The organism is Streptomyces odontomachicola (genome assembly GCF_039605595.1).
Lineage (GTDB): Bacteria > Actinomycetota > Actinomycetes > Streptomycetales > Streptomycetaceae > Streptomyces.
In genome coordinates, this window is record NZ_JBCFOK010000009.1 from 24921 (window position 1) to 41303 (window position 16383).

Annotated in this window: 15 protein-coding genes; 11 read left to right on the top strand and 4 right to left on the bottom strand. The window is 69.8% G+C overall.

All coding sequences use genetic code 11. From position 1 onward, the window contains the following. The first annotated feature begins 89 nt into the window (after positions 1 to 89). A complete protein-coding gene (locus ABEE00_RS17880) occupies positions 90 to 440 on the top strand; it encodes an ATP-binding protein (protein ID WP_345746749.1) in 351 nt (116 codons plus the stop codon). Between the two features lie 56 nt (positions 441 to 496). Here ABEE00_RS17880 and ABEE00_RS17885 read toward each other — a convergent pair whose 3' ends face one another. After that, positions 497 to 1636, bottom strand: a complete 1140-nt coding sequence (locus ABEE00_RS17885; RefSeq protein WP_345746529.1) for a hypothetical protein — start codon at positions 1634 to 1636, stop codon at positions 497 to 499. Between the two features lie 918 nt (positions 1637 to 2554). Between ABEE00_RS17885 and ABEE00_RS17890 the strand changes: the two genes are divergently transcribed. Together ABEE00_RS17890 and ABEE00_RS17895 are read left to right on the top strand one after the other, a co-directional pair. After that, positions 2555 to 2923: an effector-associated constant component EACC1 gene (locus ABEE00_RS17890; RefSeq protein WP_345746530.1), complete on the top strand. Its 369-nt coding sequence runs from the start codon at positions 2555 to 2557 to the stop codon at positions 2921 to 2923. Further along, the gene (locus ABEE00_RS17895; protein ID WP_451918608.1) at positions 2920 to 4551 is read left to right on the top strand and encodes a caspase, EACC1-associated type; all 1632 of its coding nucleotides are present in this window, start codon (positions 2920 to 2922) and stop codon (positions 4549 to 4551) included. Before ABEE00_RS17890 ends, ABEE00_RS17895 begins: the two co-directional genes overlap by 4 nt. Before the next feature lie 444 nt (positions 4552 to 4995). Here ABEE00_RS17895 and ABEE00_RS17900 read toward each other — a convergent pair whose 3' ends face one another. Both ABEE00_RS17900 and ABEE00_RS17905 read right to left on the bottom strand, forming a co-directional pair. Then, complete coding sequence (locus ABEE00_RS17900; protein ID WP_345746532.1) at positions 4996 to 5301, bottom strand: hypothetical protein; 306 nt, start codon at positions 5299 to 5301, stop codon at positions 4996 to 4998. Continuing rightward, on the bottom strand, positions 5302 to 5481 hold the full coding sequence (locus tag ABEE00_RS17905; RefSeq protein WP_345746533.1) for a hypothetical protein: 180 nt from the start codon (positions 5479 to 5481) through the stop codon (positions 5302 to 5304). It lies immediately after the preceding gene. Positions 5482 to 6361: 880 nt separating this feature from the next. On the opposite strand from ABEE00_RS17905, the gene ABEE00_RS17910 reads away from it, so the two are divergent. The 8 genes from ABEE00_RS17910 (at position 6362) to ABEE00_RS17945 (ending at position 14354) form a co-directional block, all read left to right on the top strand. After that, the gene (locus tag ABEE00_RS17910; RefSeq protein WP_345746534.1) at positions 6362 to 7789 is read left to right on the top strand and encodes an asparagine synthase C-terminal domain-containing protein; all 1428 of its coding nucleotides are present in this window, start codon (positions 6362 to 6364) and stop codon (positions 7787 to 7789) included. A 38-nt stretch (positions 7790 to 7827) separates the two neighbouring features. Next, positions 7828 to 8133 (top strand): PqqD family protein, encoded by a 306-nt coding sequence (locus ABEE00_RS17915; RefSeq protein ID WP_345746535.1) that lies wholly within the window; start codon positions 7828 to 7830, stop codon positions 8131 to 8133. After that, positions 8130 to 8732 carry a lasso peptide biosynthesis B2 protein gene (locus ABEE00_RS17920; protein ID WP_345746536.1) on the top strand — a complete coding sequence of 201 codons (603 nt, stop codon included), beginning with the start codon at positions 8130 to 8132 and terminating at the stop codon, positions 8730 to 8732. Before ABEE00_RS17915 ends, ABEE00_RS17920 begins: the two co-directional genes overlap by 4 nt. Continuing rightward, positions 8729 to 10525, top strand: coding sequence for an ABC transporter ATP-binding protein (locus tag ABEE00_RS17925; protein ID WP_345746537.1), 1797 nt, complete (start codon positions 8729 to 8731; stop codon positions 10523 to 10525). Before ABEE00_RS17920 ends, ABEE00_RS17925 begins: the two co-directional genes overlap by 4 nt. A gap of 154 nt (positions 10526 to 10679) precedes the next feature. Then, on the top strand, positions 10680 to 11774 hold the full coding sequence (locus ABEE00_RS17930) for an ABC transporter ATP-binding protein (RefSeq protein WP_345746538.1): 1095 nt from the start codon (positions 10680 to 10682) through the stop codon (positions 11772 to 11774). Continuing rightward, on the top strand, positions 11771 to 12505 hold the full coding sequence (locus ABEE00_RS17935; RefSeq protein WP_345746539.1) for an ABC transporter permease: 735 nt from the start codon (positions 11771 to 11773) through the stop codon (positions 12503 to 12505). Before ABEE00_RS17930 ends, ABEE00_RS17935 begins: the two co-directional genes overlap by 4 nt. 71 nt (positions 12506 to 12576) lie before the next feature. Continuing rightward, positions 12577 to 13743, top strand: coding sequence for a sensor histidine kinase (locus ABEE00_RS17940; RefSeq protein WP_345746750.1), 1167 nt, complete (start codon positions 12577 to 12579; stop codon positions 13741 to 13743). Positions 13744 to 13781: 38 nt separating this feature from the next. Then, complete coding sequence (locus tag ABEE00_RS17945) at positions 13782 to 14354, top strand: response regulator (protein ID WP_451918619.1); 573 nt, start codon at positions 13782 to 13784, stop codon at positions 14352 to 14354. A 58-nt stretch (positions 14355 to 14412) separates the two neighbouring features. Here ABEE00_RS17945 and phsA read toward each other — a convergent pair whose 3' ends face one another. Next, positions 14413 to 16239 (bottom strand): O-aminophenol oxidase PhsA, encoded by a 1827-nt coding sequence (gene phsA / locus ABEE00_RS17950; RefSeq protein ID WP_345746751.1) that lies wholly within the window; start codon positions 16237 to 16239, stop codon positions 14413 to 14415. Between the last annotated feature and the right edge of the window lie 144 nt (positions 16240 to 16383).

A 16383-nucleotide genomic window follows, 5' to 3' on the forward strand; every position in this document is an offset into this window, starting at 1 on the left:
CATCGCCCCGCGCGAATTCAGCGCGGCATGCGACTCCGCACCGCCCGCCCACGCGCTGCGAGGAGTGCCGGATCTGCGACCCGCGGCAACTGGCGCGGCTGCGGCGCTTCGTGGCCGAGCATGCACGTACCGCTCGCCTCGACCGCAACCGCCGCGACGACCTTCTGGTCTGCGTGGACGAAGCCGTGGCCAACGCCATCGAGCACGCGGGAGCCGAGGCCGTCTGCCGCATCTGGACCGCGAGGGACGAACTGCGCTGCGAAGTGACAGCCCCCAAGGGCACCCTGGACACCGCGCTGGCCGGATACCTTCCACCCAGCACCTCCCACCTCAACGGCCGCGGCCTGTGGATCATCCGGCAACTCAGCGACGCCGCCGACATGCGCACCGGCACCCACGGCACCACCATCCTCATCCGCATGCGCCTGCCCGCCGCATGATGCGTGAGCGGAAGGGCCGTCAACCGCCCGAACTATGAGGTAACGACCGCAGACCCTTATGAGGCCCCGCTGCGGCAGGGTTCGTCGGAGGAGAACGGGTGGACGTACCGGCCTTCGTTGAAGGGGCGGAACCACGAGGCGAACCCCAGCGGGGTGATGCCAAAGCGGTCGAGCGCTTCGTCCTCGTCGATGCCGTCCTTCGAGTCGTCGTAGAGCCACTCGAAGTCCATGTCCTCATAGATCTCCTCGGCGAAGCAGTCGAGCGCCTGCGAGGGTCCGGCGCTGAGGAGACCGAAGGTTTCCAGCGTGGAGGTTGTCTGGTCCAGGAGGAGCTTGAGCGCCAGCTCCTCTGCGAGGCAGCCGAGCTGCTGGAAGCTCCCGTCGGTGAAGCGGGTGGTCATCGCGAGGACGGTGGTCAGGAAACGGCGCGCGAACTTCGCGTCGTACTGCAGGGCGTAGCGGCTGGGCAGCTCGTCGAGCACCCACATCGGGTGCTCGGTCTCCGCGACGTTCGTCTCCTCCCGCATGAGGACATGCAGGTCCTGGAACAGCTCGTCCACCATCACGACCGTGCTGTGGACCAACGCCCCGGCCGCGACCTTGGCGTCCTCCGGAGCAACACCGACTTCGTAGTCCTCTTCACCGTCGTCGGCCTCGTCGTCCGCGACACCGAAGGCAGACAGGGGGAAGGCTGCGAGATCAGCCGCCAGCGCAGTGAACCTGACCCGCATGTCCTCACGCTCTGCGGCCAGTTCAGCCTCACTCGGGCCCGTCACCTCGGCAGCGCCGGCAAGCGCAGCACGACGGTCCGCGGGATCCGCAGGCGGTGCGTCCGGTCCCTCAGCAGCGTCGAGGCTCTCCTGCGCCAGCTCCTCGTGGAGCTCGACCTCAGACTTCTCGACCGTCCAGTCCGACAGCAGCTCGGAGCGCTCCAGCAGCTCTTCGATGACCGAGCCGACAGCCTCCTCGGCGATCTCCAGCGTCGGTGCGTCGACGAATAGCTTGAGGAGCGCACCGCCGGGATAGACCGCCACGAGGGAGTCGAAGATGTCGACCTCGACACCGTCCGGCCCCTCGATCGCTTCGATCGACTCGATTCCTTCGTCCAACAGCGCCCTGGCACCAACACAGTGCAGCGCATCCATCTCCGGCGCGCCGTCGGAGATGCGGACATCCGCGGTCACGACATACGTCACGGCGTCAGAGTGTCAGGCAGGCGTTGACGACCGCAGGCAAACCGAACACAAACTGCGACCTTGCACCCGCAACGTCTGCTTCGGTCCACCTCCACGTCGGCGCCGGTAGCAGGCTCCCGAGCCCGCCTCCTCGGGCCCGTGCCCCATCCGTGCCCTTCGGGAGGGCACAACGTGTCCCACAGCGGTGCTTCCAGACCCCTTACGAGCACCGCGAGTGACGGATTTCCGCAGGTCAGTACGGTTAGCGGGCATGGAAGCGTCGTTGATTCCCAAGCTCAGAGCGCGGGTTCGATTCCCGTCGCCCGCTCAGAGATGAAGCCCCAGGTCAGCGGCCTGGGGCTTTTTGATTGTCCACACCCCTCCAGAGCCCTCGTGCCCGTTGCGTGCCCGATCTGCCTTGATGAGCCTGCGCGTTGACCTCTATGCGTACCGACGACGGCTTGGCAGGTCGGCCGGGCCCCTGCACCGGCTGAGCCGAGGCTCCGATCTCGCGACATCGAGACGTTCGAGCGTGCGGCACCGCCCAGGTGAAGATCAGCGCATCCAGGAGCGCAGTGTCCTCACCCTCGTATGACTCCAGCTCGCTGGTCTCCGCAGCGCTCTGCTTCGTACACAGCTCCCGAATGGTGGGCGACGAGACGCACCAGGCGACGAGGAGCGTTCAACGACTCCAAGCGCCGGGCTCCATCGAGAGGTGCTACCCGATCGAGAACACAGAGTCATCTAATACGAATAGCTGCAGGTTGCTCTTGCTGGTTAGGAGCCATTGGCTTCCGTGTAGCAGCAGGTGCATAGGCCACCCTACCGGTGAACACGTTTTGCATACAGATCACTACGTGCAGCTACAACCTGCCGCACTCCCTCCCCACCCACGCGAAAGCTGCTGCGCGTTCAATCGATGCCCGGCAAGATATGCATGTGGCGCACTCAGACTCTCAACTACTGCGAATCCGGACTGACAACGGAGACGACGAACTGCGGTCGCTGCTGGCTTGGTTGCAATGGGACGATGCCCTACGGAGTCAGGTCCAGTTGGAACATGCCCCGGTCAAATCGGACGAGATGGGCGGACTAGTCGATGCACTCGCGGTAGCCCTTGGCTCCGGGGGCGTTGCCGCGGCGCTTGCCGGCTCGCTGACCGCTTGGATCTCGCAACGTCGCTCGGACGTGAAGCTCACCGTAAATGCACCAAACGGGCGAAGCGTTGAAGTCGATGCCAAGCGCGTCGATGCCCAAGCGCTAGCGAAGGACATAGAGCGCATTTTGAGCGAAGAGGGAGCGTCGTGACCCGCTTCCCCGATGGCGAACAGTCGCGAGCAGTACTTATTGGCTCCAGCAGTTTCCCTGAGGCGACCGGACTTCCCTCAATCCCATCCGTTAAAGCCAACCTTGAGGGCCTTCAGGCCGTACTCACCGACTCATCAACCGGGATAATCCCTCCTCAACACTCCACACTTCTCGAAAATCCTGTAGCACCGTCAGACGTGGGCCAGGCTCTGGCACAAAGCTCGGAAGCTACAGACATGTTGTTCGTGTACTACAGTGGACACGGCTTGGTTGATGAACGCGGCAGACTCTACCTGGCGCTGTCTTCTACGAAACCCGAGCAAATGCGATGGACAGCTCTCTCCTTCGACACGCTTCGGGACGAAATTGTCGCCAGCCCTGCTAAAATTCGCATTCTCGTATTGGACTGCTGCTTCTCAGGTCGGGCGATTCAAGCCATGTCCGATGACCACAGCGTAATTAGCGGGCAAATCGACATCGCCGGCACCTACACAATGACGTCGACGCCAGCGAACTCAACATCTTATGCGCCAGCAGGCGAAAAATACACAGCTTTCACCGATGCTCTACTAGTTGCCCTCCAGGACGAAGAATCACTCTCGTTGGATGAGGTATTCCGCAAGGTGGAGCTTAAACTCCTCTCACTCGGATTTCCTCGACCTAAACGCCGCGCAATCAACGCAGCAGGGGATATTCTTCTCACCAAAAGCCGCCGAACTACGCCACTCCGGCCCATGGGCGAAGTTCAGCCTGGTCACCAATTCAAGACTCGTCGTCAAGCGCACGAGGCAGGAGTGCATCGCCCTCTTCAAGCGGGTATCTGCGGGACCAGAAAGACCGGAGCAGAGTCCATCGTTGTCTCGGGTGGCTACAAGGACGACGAGGACTACGGCGACGTCATTATCTACACCGGCCACGGAGGTCAAGACACTTCAAGGAACCAAGTCAGCGATCAATCCTTGGACGACCCCGGTAACGCAGCCCTGGTTACCAGCTACCTGGAAGGACTCCCGGTCAGGGTTCTCCGTGGTTGGCAAAGCGCTTCACCTTACGCCCCCATCGAGGGATACCGATACGACGGCCTATACCGAGTAACTACCTACGGCAGCAAGTCCAGCATCGATGGCTTCAAAATCTGGCAGTTTCGACTCGAAGCATGCGAGGGAACTCCCATGCCAAATGAGCGACAACTCACTCTAGGCGATCTCACAGGGTCCGAAATCCAACGAACGGAATCATCGGAGCCGAAGGGAAGCGCCAAGCCCGAACAAGTGGCTACTACCGTACAGCGAATCGTGTGGAGCGGGCCAGCTAATCGCCAGGTTAAGGAGTGGTACGACAATCAGTGCCAGATTTGCAGGGTGCGCATCGAGGTACCTGGCGGCAGCTACTGCGAAGGGGCGCATATTCAGGAACTTGGAAGCCCTCACAATGGCGCGGACAAGACTAGCAACATCCTCTGCCTTTGCCCAAACTGTCATGTATTGTTTGATTCTGGCGCCATTGTCCTTACCGACGACCTCACCGTCATCCGGGGAGGCGAGGAGATAGGTCCTCTAAATACTCATCCTCAGCACGCCATCGATCTAAATTGCGTGAAGCAGCATCGCAACCGATGGCGAGGGTGACGCCCCCTACAACACCACGAGAGCAGACACCAGCACACCGTGGCGAGCTCGGGCGCACGCGACGATGCCAGGAAGTTGACTGCGCATACGCACGTCCGTTTCCCCTCGCCCCAAATCTCCTAAAGTGGTGTCCACAGACGTGCCCGATCCGTGACCGTAGCGTCGGTAAACCACGGTCAACAGCGGGGCGTTGAGGGTGCCGGCCGAGGGGCACGCAAGGCGGCGCGCAGGCCAGCGCTCCAACTGCCTGCCGCCACTGTGATTCCCAAGCTCAGAGCGCGGGTTCGATTCCCGTCGCCCGCTCAGTGATGAAGCCCCAGGTCAGCGGCCTGGGGCTCTTTGGTTGTCCGGACCGGTGGTGGGGTATGGCCGCTCCGCGCGTCAACGGCCCGCAGGCTAGGGGAGGTTGAGGGCCTAGCGTCACCGGTCGGCGAAGGCCGGGTCTCACTCGCAGTCCTCGTCTTCGTGGAACGCCCCCTCCTCGTATGCCTGCTGGCGGGCGTAGTGGTGCCGGTACCGCCACCGGTAGAAGGGGACACCGACTCCTACTGCTCCGACGCCGATGCAGGAGAGCCAGAGGATGTGCAGCCAGGACTGGAGGAGACCGAAGACTCCGCTGGCGGCCAGGAAGGCGACGATGAGGTAGGTGAAGAAGGTGGTGACCTTTCCGACCTTCTGCGGCTTGCCGCTGCCGCCCGCTCCGAAACCCTGGGCGACACCTATATGGCCGCCGGGGCTGCCTCCATGCATCTACTCGTCCCCGGCCTTGAGCATCTGCCGGAGCGTGTACCGGCGCCCGGCGAACAGAGCGGCGGAGATGGCTGCGCACAGGCCCAGCACGGCCAGGCCGCCCCTCCAGTTGCCCGTGGCGAAGCCGTAGACGGCCCAGGCGATCATGAAGCCGGCCCACGGGAACGTGCTCGCCTTCATGGCTGCTGACCCTCCCTTGCCTGCCGATCCGTATGTGCCGCGTTCATCGCTCATCTGCCGTTCTTGTACCAGGCCATGCCGAAGCAGACTGCGGCGATGATGAGCCCGACCCACCAGGGGAGGACGGAGAAGATCCCGTGACCGTGGCCGTGCATGCTGGCTCCTTCTTCTCCTCGTGGGCGCCGGAGTGCGTGCCGTTCACGGGGCGTTTCCGTGACGGCGGGGGGGTTCGGTGGTGCTCATGCGCTTACCGTGCCAGCTGTGGGCGGTGCGTATGCACCGCCCACGCGCCTCTCCGGGGCCGCGCACGCTGCGAACCCTTCCGTGCGCAGGAGAAAAGGGGTGGGTGTCGTGTTGCCCACACCTCCGCACCCGGCATGATTTTCCCGTCAATTAGTTCGCTGGGCGGCTTTGTTGGAGCGGTGCTAGCGTTGATTTTGTTGTTGCTGGGTCTCGTCTCAGGGAGAAGGTGACGACATGATTCAGTATGTTCCGCCGGTCGTTCTGTGTATGGGCCGGGTCGAGGAGTTGACCGGGCAGCTCCGGCACGGGGTGCCCGATCTGCTGGGGCACGGAAACATCCTCTGACGTCGTGTACTGGGCCGGATGCTCGGGGCGGGCCGGGGGCGGAGGGCGACTCGCCTGCCAGGTGAGGGAGTTCGGGGAGCGGCGGCCCGGGGGCGGGGATCACGCGGTGCAGTGGGTTCTCCCGGGGCCGGGTGAAGGAATTCCGCAACCGGCCGCGGGAGCCGCCTTGTTGTTGTGCGGGGGAACGGGGTTCCGGGGCTCGGCTGAATTCGTGGGCCGGGTCGTACGGGAAATCGGGAACGCGCGGTACGGAATTCTGCGGGAGCTTCCCGGGGACGCGTGCGGATGTGTCGTGACGCCGGAACGGGTCGTGGTGTTCCGCGGATTGAGCAGTCCCGAGCAGGTTTTCTTCCGGAGGGTGCCGGACGGGGCCGTCGAGTGGTCCAGTGATCCGCGTGATCTGCTGGGCGGGCGCCTTCCGGAATTCTCCCGGGAGGCGCTGTGGCGCAGTTGCCGCGGCGAGGACGTCTTCGTCTATCCGGGAATGGGGACGCTGCGCGCCGGGGAACTCGCCGCGCTGAAGCTCGGGGGCGCGGGGCGGATCGGGCCCGAGTGGTTCGGGCGACGCGAACGATTCGACCGCCCCGTGCCCCCGGACCTGCCACGCCGGGCGACTCTGCGGACGTACGCGGGGCTGCTGCGGGAGCTGCTGGAGCAGGAGGTCCGGCCGTACGCGGCGGACCGCGGCCCCACCGGCGTGCTGCTCTCCGGCGGCGTCGACTCGGCGCTCGTGCTGGACGCGCTGGTCAGGCAGGGCGCCGAGGTCGTGGCGTACCACATGGGCACGGACGATCCGGCGGCCGACGAGTCGGCGTACGCGCGGGCCGTCTGCGCGCGGCTGGGCGTGCCGCTGGTGACCGTCCCCCGGGCGACAGCGGAGGAGGACTACTTCGCGGGGGAAGGCGGCGCGTGGGACTTCCCGCATCCGTACAACCACGTCTGGCTGCGGTCGCTGGAGCGGGTCGCCGACCGGGTCGCGGCGGACGGCGTACGGGTGCTGCTGTCGGGGCTCGAGGGGGACATGCTCTTCGGGCCGCTGCGGTACGGGCTGTACGACGTGCTGGCCGGGGACGTGCGGCGGCGGGAGAAGTACCGGATGCTCCAGGGCCTGCTGGCCACGCGCTGGGAGCTGCGGCGCATTCTGCGCAGCGCACGCCCCTCGTACTCGCTCTACGCCGACCCCGAGGCGTACGCGGAGGTCGAGCTCGGCAGCGACTTCCTGGTGCCGGTGCCGGGGGCCGCGCCCGAGGAGTACGCGGTGGACTTCGCGCCGCAGGAGCAGACGCTCGGGCTGACGCTCTGGCGGCCGCGCGGCATCGTGTTCGGCAAGCCGCTGGGCTGCCGCGCGCTGCGCGGGCTCGCGGCCCGGCTGCCCGACGCGTACAGGGTGATCCCCTACGGGGGCCGCACCGTGGACAAGCCGGTGCTGCGGCTGGCCGCCGCTGACCGGCTGCCGCCCGAGGTGTGGCGGCACTACGGGCGCACCTGGCTGGCCTCGCCGGACGAGAGCTGGTGCCTCCGGCACCCCGGCGTGCTGGAGCGCATACTCGGCGACCCGCGCTCGCGGCTGGCGGCGGCCGGCGTGGTGGATCAGGAGCGGCTGGCCGGGGTACTCGGCAACCCCGCGGCGCTCCGGCGCAACGCGGAGAGTCTGCTGTGCTCCGCGATGGTCGAACTGTTCCTGCGGGATCTGGAACGGAAGACGGCCGTCAGCCAGTAAGGGGCCTGCCCTCGGGACCCTCAAGGGAGTTGATCCGTATGCCGCTGCTGCGTCTCACCGACGGGACCGTCTTCGACCCGGCGGACGGCGCCGGGGTGCTGCTGGACGGCGCCCAGGGCGTGTACTTCGAGCTCAACCAGGTCGCCACGCTGATGCTGGAGGCCGCGCTGCGCTACGACACCGCCGAGGAGGCGGCCCGGCACCTCGCCGAGCGCATCGACGCGGGCGAGGACACCCTGCGCGAGGGCATCGGCACGCTGGCCGCACAGCTCTCCGAGAAGCGGCTGGTGGAGGAGCGCCCGGAGGTGCGTCCGGGGGAGCGCCCGGAGGAACGCCCCGCATGACCCCCAGGAGACCCGTACGGGAACCCGTACGGGAACCCGCAAGGGAACGGGCCGTCGATCTGTGGGAGTTCCTGCTCAGGGAGCCGGGCCCGGAGCCGCCGCCGGTGCCGCGCCGCGACCGCCTGCGCGCCGCCTCGTACACCGTCCGGGGGCAGCGGGTGCTGCGCCGCGAGGGATGGCCGGGGGCGCAGCGGTATCTGCGCGGGATGCGGGCCGCTGAGCAGGCGGACGGCACGCGTGCGGCGGCGCAGCTGAGCCTCGCGCGCCGCGAGGTCATCCCGTGCCTCACCGTGCTGCGGCTGGTGACGCCGGACGCGCTGTGCCTGCCGCGCTCGTATGCGCTGGTCACGTACCTCTCCGCGCTCGGGCTCCCGGCGCAGGTCGTGGTGGCGCGGCAGCGGACCTCGATCGGCGGGCGGTTCGCCTTCCACGCCTGGGCCGAGCTGTACGGAGAGGTGCTGGCGGACATCCCGGGCGTGCAGAGCGGGTTCACGGTGCTGCAACGGGTGGGTGCGGAGGGCCTGTCGGAGCACGCGCCGGATCCCGTACGGGGCCCCGTACGGGATCCCGTAAGGGACCACCCAGGGGCCGCGCGATGAGCACGCGGGCCGCGGCCGCCGCCCAGCGCAGCGGCACCCGCGAAGTCCTGCGGGTCCTGCGCGGGCAGCGGCGCGGGGTCACGCTGGCGGCGGTGCTGGCGCTGGCCGGTTCCGCGCTGGCGCTGGCGCAGCCGCTGGTGGTCAAGCGGGTGCTGGAGGCGGCGGGCGCGGGCCGGGGCACCGGCGGGCTGATCTGGCTGCTGGTCGCGCTGTTCCTGGCGCAGGCCGCGGTGCAGGGCGTGGCCAGGTACGCGCTCGCGCGGACCGGCGAGGGCGTGGTGCTGGGGCTGCGCCTGGACCTGATCGCGCACATGCTGCGGCTGCCGCTGCGCACCTATGAGCGGTACAGAACCGGGGACCTCATCTCGCGGGCCGGCGCCGATGGTTCGACGCTGCGGGTGCTCATCGCGGAGGGCTTCACGGACGCGGTGACCGGCAGCGTCGGTCTTGTCGGCGTGGTCGTGCTGATGGTGTGGCTGGACTGGGTGCTGTTCCTGGTGGCGCTCGCGGTCATCGCCGTGGGGGCGCTGGTGGTGGTCTCGGTGCTGCGCGGCATCGAGCGGACCTCGCTGCGCGCCCAGCAGGCCACCGGCGCGATGGCCGCCGAGCTCGAACGCGCGCTGGGCGCCATCCGCACCGTGCGGGCCAGCCGCGCCGAGCGCCGCGAGGCCCGGCGGATCGGGGAGCGGGCGCGTGCCGCGTACGCGCAGAGCGTGCGGATGGGCGCGCTGGACGCGGTGGTGTCCCCGGCGGTGATGCTGACCGTGAACGGTTCGTTCCTGCTCGTCCTGCTCATCGGCGGGCTGCGGGTCGCGGGCGGTCAGGGCTCCTTCGCCGACCTCGCCGCGTTCCTGCTCTACATGCTCTATCTGATGAGCCCGGTCGGGGCGGTCTTCCAGGCGCTGAGCAGCATGCGGCAGGGGCTGGGGGCACTGCGGCGGATCAGCGCGATCCTGAATCTGCCGGCGGAGCCGAGCGGGCCGAGCGGGTCGAGGGGCCCGCAGGAAGGGCGTGCGTACGTACGCGAGCGCGGCCCGCACCCCGACGAGCACCCCGCACAACCCCCCGCCCCCGTCCTGGAGTTCCGCGACGTGTGGTTCGGCTACACCCCGCACAGCCCCGTGCTGCGCGGCGTCTCCTTCGCGGTGCCGCGGCGCGGGCACATCGCGCTGACCGGCAGTTCGGGCGCGGGCAAGTCCACGGTGTTCGCGCTGGCCGAGCGCTTCTACGACCCGGACGCGGGGCTGCTGCTCTTCGGCGGGCGGGATGTGCGCGAGTCGCCGCGCGACGCGCACAGGGCGCGGATCGGGCTCGTGGAACAGCACGCACCGGTGCTGTACGGGACGCTGCGCGAGAACCTGCTGTACGCCGCCCCGGACGCCCCTCCCGAGGAACTCGACCGCGTGCTGGAGCTCACCCAGCTCACCGGGCTGGTCTCCCGGCTGCCGCGCGGCCTGGACACCGAGGCGGGCGAGCGCGGCGCCGCGCTGTCCGGCGGGGAGCGGCAGCGGATCGCGCTGGCCCGCGCCCTGCTGGCCCGCCCCGGGCTGCTGCTCCTGGACGAGCCGACCGCGCACCTGGACGCCGCGAACGAGGCGGCGCTGCGCGGGGCGATGGCCCGGATCCCGTACGAGTGCGCGCTGTTGGTGATCGCGCACCGGGGCTCGACCATCCGCACAGCCGACCGGGTCGTGGTGCTGGACGGCGGCCGGGTCGTGGCCACGGGCGCGCACGAGGAACTGCTGGACAGCAGCGCGCACTACCGGGAGCTGACCCGCGCGCGTACGGGATGACGCACGTACGGGACAGCGGGCGTACGGGACAGCGGGCGTACGGGGCGGCGTGCCCGGAAGAAGGCGTCATGGCCGCGCCCATGACAGATGTCAGACCCGATGCACGACCGACGGCACTGCCGCGCGCGGGGGCTCCGGGCGGACGCTGGGGGACATGACCACACAAGGGATCACCGCACAGGGCGGCGCGGCGCGGGGGCGCGCCGCCCGGGAGGGGAACGCGCCGCCCGCCGTCGTCTTCGACGGCGTGAGCAAGAGCTACGGCTCCGTACGCGCGCTCGCGGACCTCTCCGTGACGCTGCACCCCGGCGAGACCGTCGCCCTGCTCGGGCCGAACGGCGCGGGCAAGTCCACCGCGCTCGACCTGCTGCTGGGCCTGCGCAATCCGGACCCGGGCGGAGCCCAGGGCAGCAGCTCCGCCGGCCGGGTGCGGCTGTTCGGCCGGGAGCCGCGGCAGGCCGTGCAGGACGGGCGGGTGGGCGCCATGCTCCAGTCGGGCGGCCTGATGGAGGGCGTGCGCGTACGCGAACTGGTGCGGCTCGCCTGCGACTTGCACCCGCGCGCCTACCCCGTGCGGCAGGTGCTGGAGACGGCCGGCATCACGGAGATCGCCGACCGGATGGCCGACAAGCTGTCCGGCGGTCAGGAGCAGCGGGTGAGGTTCGCGCTGGCCACCGCGGGCGCCAACGACCTGATCGTGCTGGACGAGCCGACGACCGGCATGGACGTCGCCGTACGGCAGGCGTTCTGGGCGGCGATGCGGGCGCAGGCGGCCGACGGGCGCACGGTGCTCTTCGCCACCCACTATCTGGAGGAGGCCGACGAGGTCGCCGACCGGGTGCTCGTGCTCCACCGCGGCCGGCTGCTCGCGGACGGCACGGCGGCCGAGATCAAGGCGCGCGCGGGCATCCGGCGCGTCAGCTTCGCGCTGGACGGCGCCCGGGCCGACGAGCAGGCGCTGCGCGCGCTGCCGGGCGTGACCAGGCTCGATGTGCGGGGCGGCGGCGCAGACGGTGCCCCGCGCGGCACCGTGCGCATGCACTCCTCCGACGCGGACGCGACGGTGCACGCGCTGTACGGGCTGGGGGTCTACCCCCGCGATCTGGAGGTGACCGGGCTGGGGTTGGAGCAGGCGTTCCTCACCCTCACCAGCCAGGCGGACGAGGACGGGGCCGGGGACCACCCCGCGGACGCGGCCGACGTACAGGCCCCCGCGCAGGCCGCCGCGCAGAAGGAGCAGGCCGCATGAAGACCCTGATCAAGCTGGAGATCCTGCGCACCCTGCGCAACCGGAAGTTCATGTTCTTCTCGGTGATCTACCCGTCGATCCTCTATCTGCTGATCGCGGGCAAGGCCCGGGCCCCGGTCCACGGGACGGGGGTGGACATGGCGCTCTACTACATGGCCGCGATGGCCGCCTTCGGCGCGATGACCGCCGTGCTGCTGGGCAGCAGCGAGCGGATCGCCAAGGAGCGTTCCGAGGGCTGGGTACGGCAGTTGCGGCTGACCGCGCTGCCGGGGCGCGGCTACGTGACCGCGAAGATCGCGGCGGCCGCGACCGTGAGCCTGCCCTCCATCGCACTGGTGCTGATCACCGCGGCGGTGGTGAAGGGCGTGCGCCTGGACGCCTGGCAGTGGGCCGCGATCCTGCTGTGCACCTGGGCGGGCAGCTTCGTGTTCGCGGCGCTGGGCGTGGCCATCGGCTATGTCGCGACGGGCGACACGGTGCGCCCGATCACGATGCTCGCCTACCTGGGCCTCGCCCTCACGGGCGGGCTGTGGGTGCCGCTGACCCTGCTCCCGGAGTGGGTGCAGCACGTCGGCGAGTGGCTGCCCGTCCACGCGTACGCGGCCCTCGGCCAGGCCGTCGAGGTGGGCGACCCGCCGCACCTGAAGGATGTGGGCATCCTGGTGGTCTACCTCGTCCTCTTCGCGGGCGCGGCCGCCCGCCTCTACCGCAGGGACACCCGTACGGCATGAAACTCAGGCAGCGCACGAGCCCCGCCGGGGGCGCCGCAGGGAGCCCGCCGGTCCCCTCCGGCGCGGACGGCATGCCCGCGGTCGGCTCCCCGCCGGAGAACCGCAAGCAGACCCTCATCAAGCTGATGTGGATCTGCATCTGGATGCTCTATCTCGGCGCCCCTGTCACCGACCTGCTGCACGGCGGGCACACCGCGCTGGGCATCTGCGTGGCCGGTCTTGGCCTGGCGCTGTTCATCGCGGTGTATCTGAGCCTGGTGTTCCGGCTGCCCTCCCGGTACCCCTCGCGCTGGGCCGTGGGCGCGCTCGGGGCCCTGTTCGGGCTCTCGGTCGTGCTCTCCGTGCTGTTCGGCGAGGAGTGGCTGGTGCTCTTCGTGTACGTGGCGGTGGCCTCGGGCGCGGCGCTGCCCGGCAAGCACGCCTCGGCGGCGATCCCCGTGTGCACCGCGGCCATCCCGCTGATCGGGCTGCTCACCGGGGCCTCGACCAGGCTGTGGCCGAGCCTGGTGATCCCGGCGCTGCTGGGCGGGTTCGCGATGACCGGGGTGCGGCAGATGGTGCACACCACGCGGGAGCTGCGCGCGGCGCGGGCGGCGGTGGCACGGCTCGCCGCGAGCGAGGAGCGGCTGCGGCTGGCCCGCGACGTGCACGACCTGCTGGGGCACTCGCTCTCGCTGATCGCGGTGAAGAGCGAGCTGGCGGGCCGGATGCTGCCTGGACGCCCCGAGCAGGCGGCCGAACAGGTCGCGGACATCGAACGGGTCAGCCGCCAGGCCCTGGTGGACGTGCGGGAGGCCGTCAGCGGCTACCGCCGCCCCACCCTGGAGGTCGAACTCGCGGGTGCGCGCACCGCGTTGGCCGCTGCCGGCGTCTCGGCGCAGCTGCCCGAGGGCGAGGAGCACGCCGAGGAGGAGTACGGGCTCTCGCCGGACTCCGAGGGCGCGCTGGCCTGGGCGCTGCGCGAGGCGGTCACCAACGTGGTGCGGCACAGCGGCGCGACCCGCTGCACGGTGACCCTCGCGGGGCAGGCCGACGGCACGGTCTGCCTGACGGTCACCGACAACGGCCGCGGCCCCGACGGCACGGCCGGGGGCAACGGGCTGACCGGACTCGCCGAGCGGCTGGCCCTCGCGGACGGCGCGCTGGAGACCGGTGCCGGTGTGCGGGGCGGCTTCACGCTGCGCGCGACGGTGCCCTCGACGGCGCCCGCCGCGGGGGAGCGGGCGCACGTACGGTGAACGACGTGATCCGACTGCTGCTTGCCGAGGACCAGGTCATGATCCGCGAGGCGCTGGCCGCGCTGCTCGACCTGGAGGAGGACATCGAGGTGGCCGCCCAGGTGGGCCGCGGCGACGAGGTGCTCGCCGCGGTCCGCGAGCACCGGCCCGATGTCGCGCTGCTGGACATCGAGATGCCCGGCGCCTCGGGCCTGGACACGGCGGCCGAGCTGCGCGCCACAGGACAGAACCTCAAGATCGTCATCCTCACCACCTTCGGGCGGCCCGGCTATCTGCGCCGGGCCATGGAGTCGGGCGCCGACGCCTTCCTGGTCAAGGACGCGCCGGCCGAGCAACTCGCGGACGCGGTACGCCGGGTGCTGCGCGGTGAGCGGGTGATCGACCCCTCGCTGGCCGCCGCCGCGCTGTCCGAGGGGGCGAGCCCGCTCACCGACCGGGAGAGCGACGTGCTGCGCGCCGCGGCCGAGGGCGCGGCCAACGCGGAGATCGCCGAGACCCTGCACCTCTCGCACGGCACGGTGCGCAACTACCTGTCCACGGCGATCCAGAAGACCGGCGCACGCAACCGCACGGAGGCGGCACGCGTGGCCCGCGACAAGGGCTGGCTGTAGCGGCCGGCTCCTGCCGCGGGCTGTGAACGCGGGCGCCGAAAGCGGGCGCCAGCGCGGCTTAGGCGTGACCCCCGTGGCCCCCGCCGTGCCCCGCGCCGTGGTCGAACTTCAGCGCCTCGGGCGGCATCACCACGAAGGGCCGCATCATGCCCATGTCCTCGTGCTCCAGCAGATGGCAGTGGTACATGAAGCGCCCGTACGCGTTGTCGAAGCGCCCCAGCACGCGCAGCATCTGGCCGCCCGGCACGCGGAACACGTCCTTGTAGCCGCGCTCGTTGGGCGCCAGCGGGATCTTCGTACCCGGGTCGAAGCCGATCGGCGTGCGCGTGCCGGCCAGCTCAGGATCGAAGCCGGACACGTCGTACGCGTCCCGTCCCAGCAGTTGGAAGTCCACCAGGTGGATGTGCATCGGGTGCACGATCGGCGCCAGGTTGAGGAAGGACCACTGCTCGTACGTGCCCTCGCCGACGGTGAAGCCGAGGCCGTCGTTGAAGGTGCGCGCGATGCGGCGGTACGTGGTCACCTTGCCGTCCTCGCCGCGGAGTTGGATCACTCCCTCGGCGGGGGCCTCCGCGTGCTCGTCCTCGACCATCTCCCAGATCTCGGGGTGGCCGCCGGCGCCCTTGGTGGGCGGCGGGGTGAGGACGACGAGCCGGTGGCCGTGCGGGATGTCGTGGGTGAACCGGCGGAAGGACCCGGACAGCGCCGCGGGCAGCTCGAACGGGTCCTCCTCCCCCGTCTCGCCCACCCGGAACTCCATGACCTGCGGATACCGCACGTCGTTCGCCGGGTCCGGCACGCCGGGCGCCTCGCCCCTGCCCTTGTCGACCAGCCGCACGCGCTTGCCGGCCAGCACCCTGAAGTCCAGGAGCAGGTCCATGCGTTCGGCCGGGGCGATGGTCAGGGTCGGCAGCTCCCCGTCGAAGTCCACCGGCACCGGGCGCGGCAGCAGCCCGCCGTCGCTGCCGATCTGCTTGATCACGCCCGGCACGGGCTCGCCGTCCTCGTCGATGAGCACGAGGTCGTAGATCCGCGCGTTGGACGCGTTGACCATCCGGAAGCGGTACCAGGCGTCGTCCACGTCCAGGTAGGGCCAGATCGTCCCGTTGACCGTGGTGTAGGGCCCGGTGAACGGGAGCGACACCGGCTTCCCCGTCTCCGGGTTCTTCTCCTGCACGATCACGGTCTTGTGCAGCAGCCGCCCGGTGAGCCGCCCCTCCTCGTCGGTGTCGAGGTTGCGGTCCGCCAGCATCAGCGGGATCTCCCGCTCGCCGCCGGGCAGCCGGAGCGCGTCCTCCTCGTCGTCCCGTACGAGGTAGGTGCCGTAGAGCCCGGTGTGCACGTTCCAGCGCGTGATGTTCATGGCGTGGTCGTGGTACCACCAGTGCACCGCGGCGTGGTCGTTCGGATACTCGGAGAGCTGTGCGTCCCCGAACCCCACGGCGTTGTCGGCCCAGCCGTCGTTGCCGCCGCCGGTCTGCGCCCCGTGCAGGTGCGTGACCAGCCACGCGGGCAGTGCGGCGACGTCCTTGTCCGGCTCGACCCCGCCGCGCCCCGGCTCGGTGCTGGGCGGCGCCTCGCCCTGCTTGGGCAGCACCTCCACCGAGGTGACGGGGTATTCGCTCTCCTTCGGTACGTGGTTGGTCCACGCGATCCTGACGCGCTGCCCGCGCCGCACCTCGATGGTGGGCCCCGGAACGCTGCCGCCGTAGCCCCACATCAGCGTGGGAGGGAGCTGCGGGTGCATGCGGATCCAGGTGGGGCGCACCGCGATCTCGGTCTCGCGGAGCACGTCGCCGCCGCCGGGACGGAGCACCGGCGGAACGGTCAACGGCGCGGCGTACGGCTGGAGTTCCCCCTCCGCCGGCCGGCCGTCGCGGCCCATGAGCTTCTCGGTCTGTTCGGCGATCCTCTCGATGATCTCGGTCACGCTGTTTCCCCGATTTCTGTTGCGTCGCCGCCGCGCGGACGCGGCGGCCCCCCATGGACGGCCTCACGACCGCCCTCGCCCCAGAGGACCGCACCCTCC

What these genes read in the sequence shown, in the direction of transcription:
- ABEE00_RS17915 (WP_345746535.1), top strand. Translation starts at nt 7,828, where the DNA reads ATGCCGCTGCTGCGTCTCACCGACGGGACCGTCTTCGACCCGGCGGAC.
- ABEE00_RS17940 (WP_345746750.1), top strand. Translation starts at nt 12,577, where the DNA reads ATGCCCGCGGTCGGCTCCCCGCCGGAGAACCGCAAGCAGACCCTCATC.
- ABEE00_RS17905 (WP_345746533.1), bottom strand. Translation starts at nt 5,481, where the DNA reads ATGAAGGCGAGCACGTTCCCGTGGGCCGGCTTCATGATCGCCTGGGCC.
- ABEE00_RS17920 (WP_345746536.1), top strand. Translation starts at nt 8,130, where the DNA reads ATGACCCCCAGGAGACCCGTACGGGAACCCGTACGGGAACCCGCAAGG.
- ABEE00_RS17935 (WP_345746539.1), top strand. Translation starts at nt 11,771, where the DNA reads ATGAAGACCCTGATCAAGCTGGAGATCCTGCGCACCCTGCGCAACCGG.
- ABEE00_RS17945 (WP_451918619.1), top strand. Translation starts at nt 13,782, where the DNA reads ATGATCCGCGAGGCGCTGGCCGCGCTGCTCGACCTGGAGGAGGACATC.
- ABEE00_RS17930 (WP_345746538.1), top strand. Translation starts at nt 10,680, where the DNA reads ATGACCACACAAGGGATCACCGCACAGGGCGGCGCGGCGCGGGGGCGC.
- ABEE00_RS17900 (WP_345746532.1), bottom strand. Translation starts at nt 5,301, where the DNA reads ATGCATGGAGGCAGCCCCGGCGGCCATATAGGTGTCGCCCAGGGTTTC.
- phsA (WP_345746751.1), bottom strand. Translation starts at nt 16,239, where the DNA reads ATGGGCCGCGACGGCCGGCCGGCGGAGGGGGAACTCCAGCCGTACGCC.
- ABEE00_RS17925 (WP_345746537.1), top strand. Translation starts at nt 8,729, where the DNA reads ATGAGCACGCGGGCCGCGGCCGCCGCCCAGCGCAGCGGCACCCGCGAA.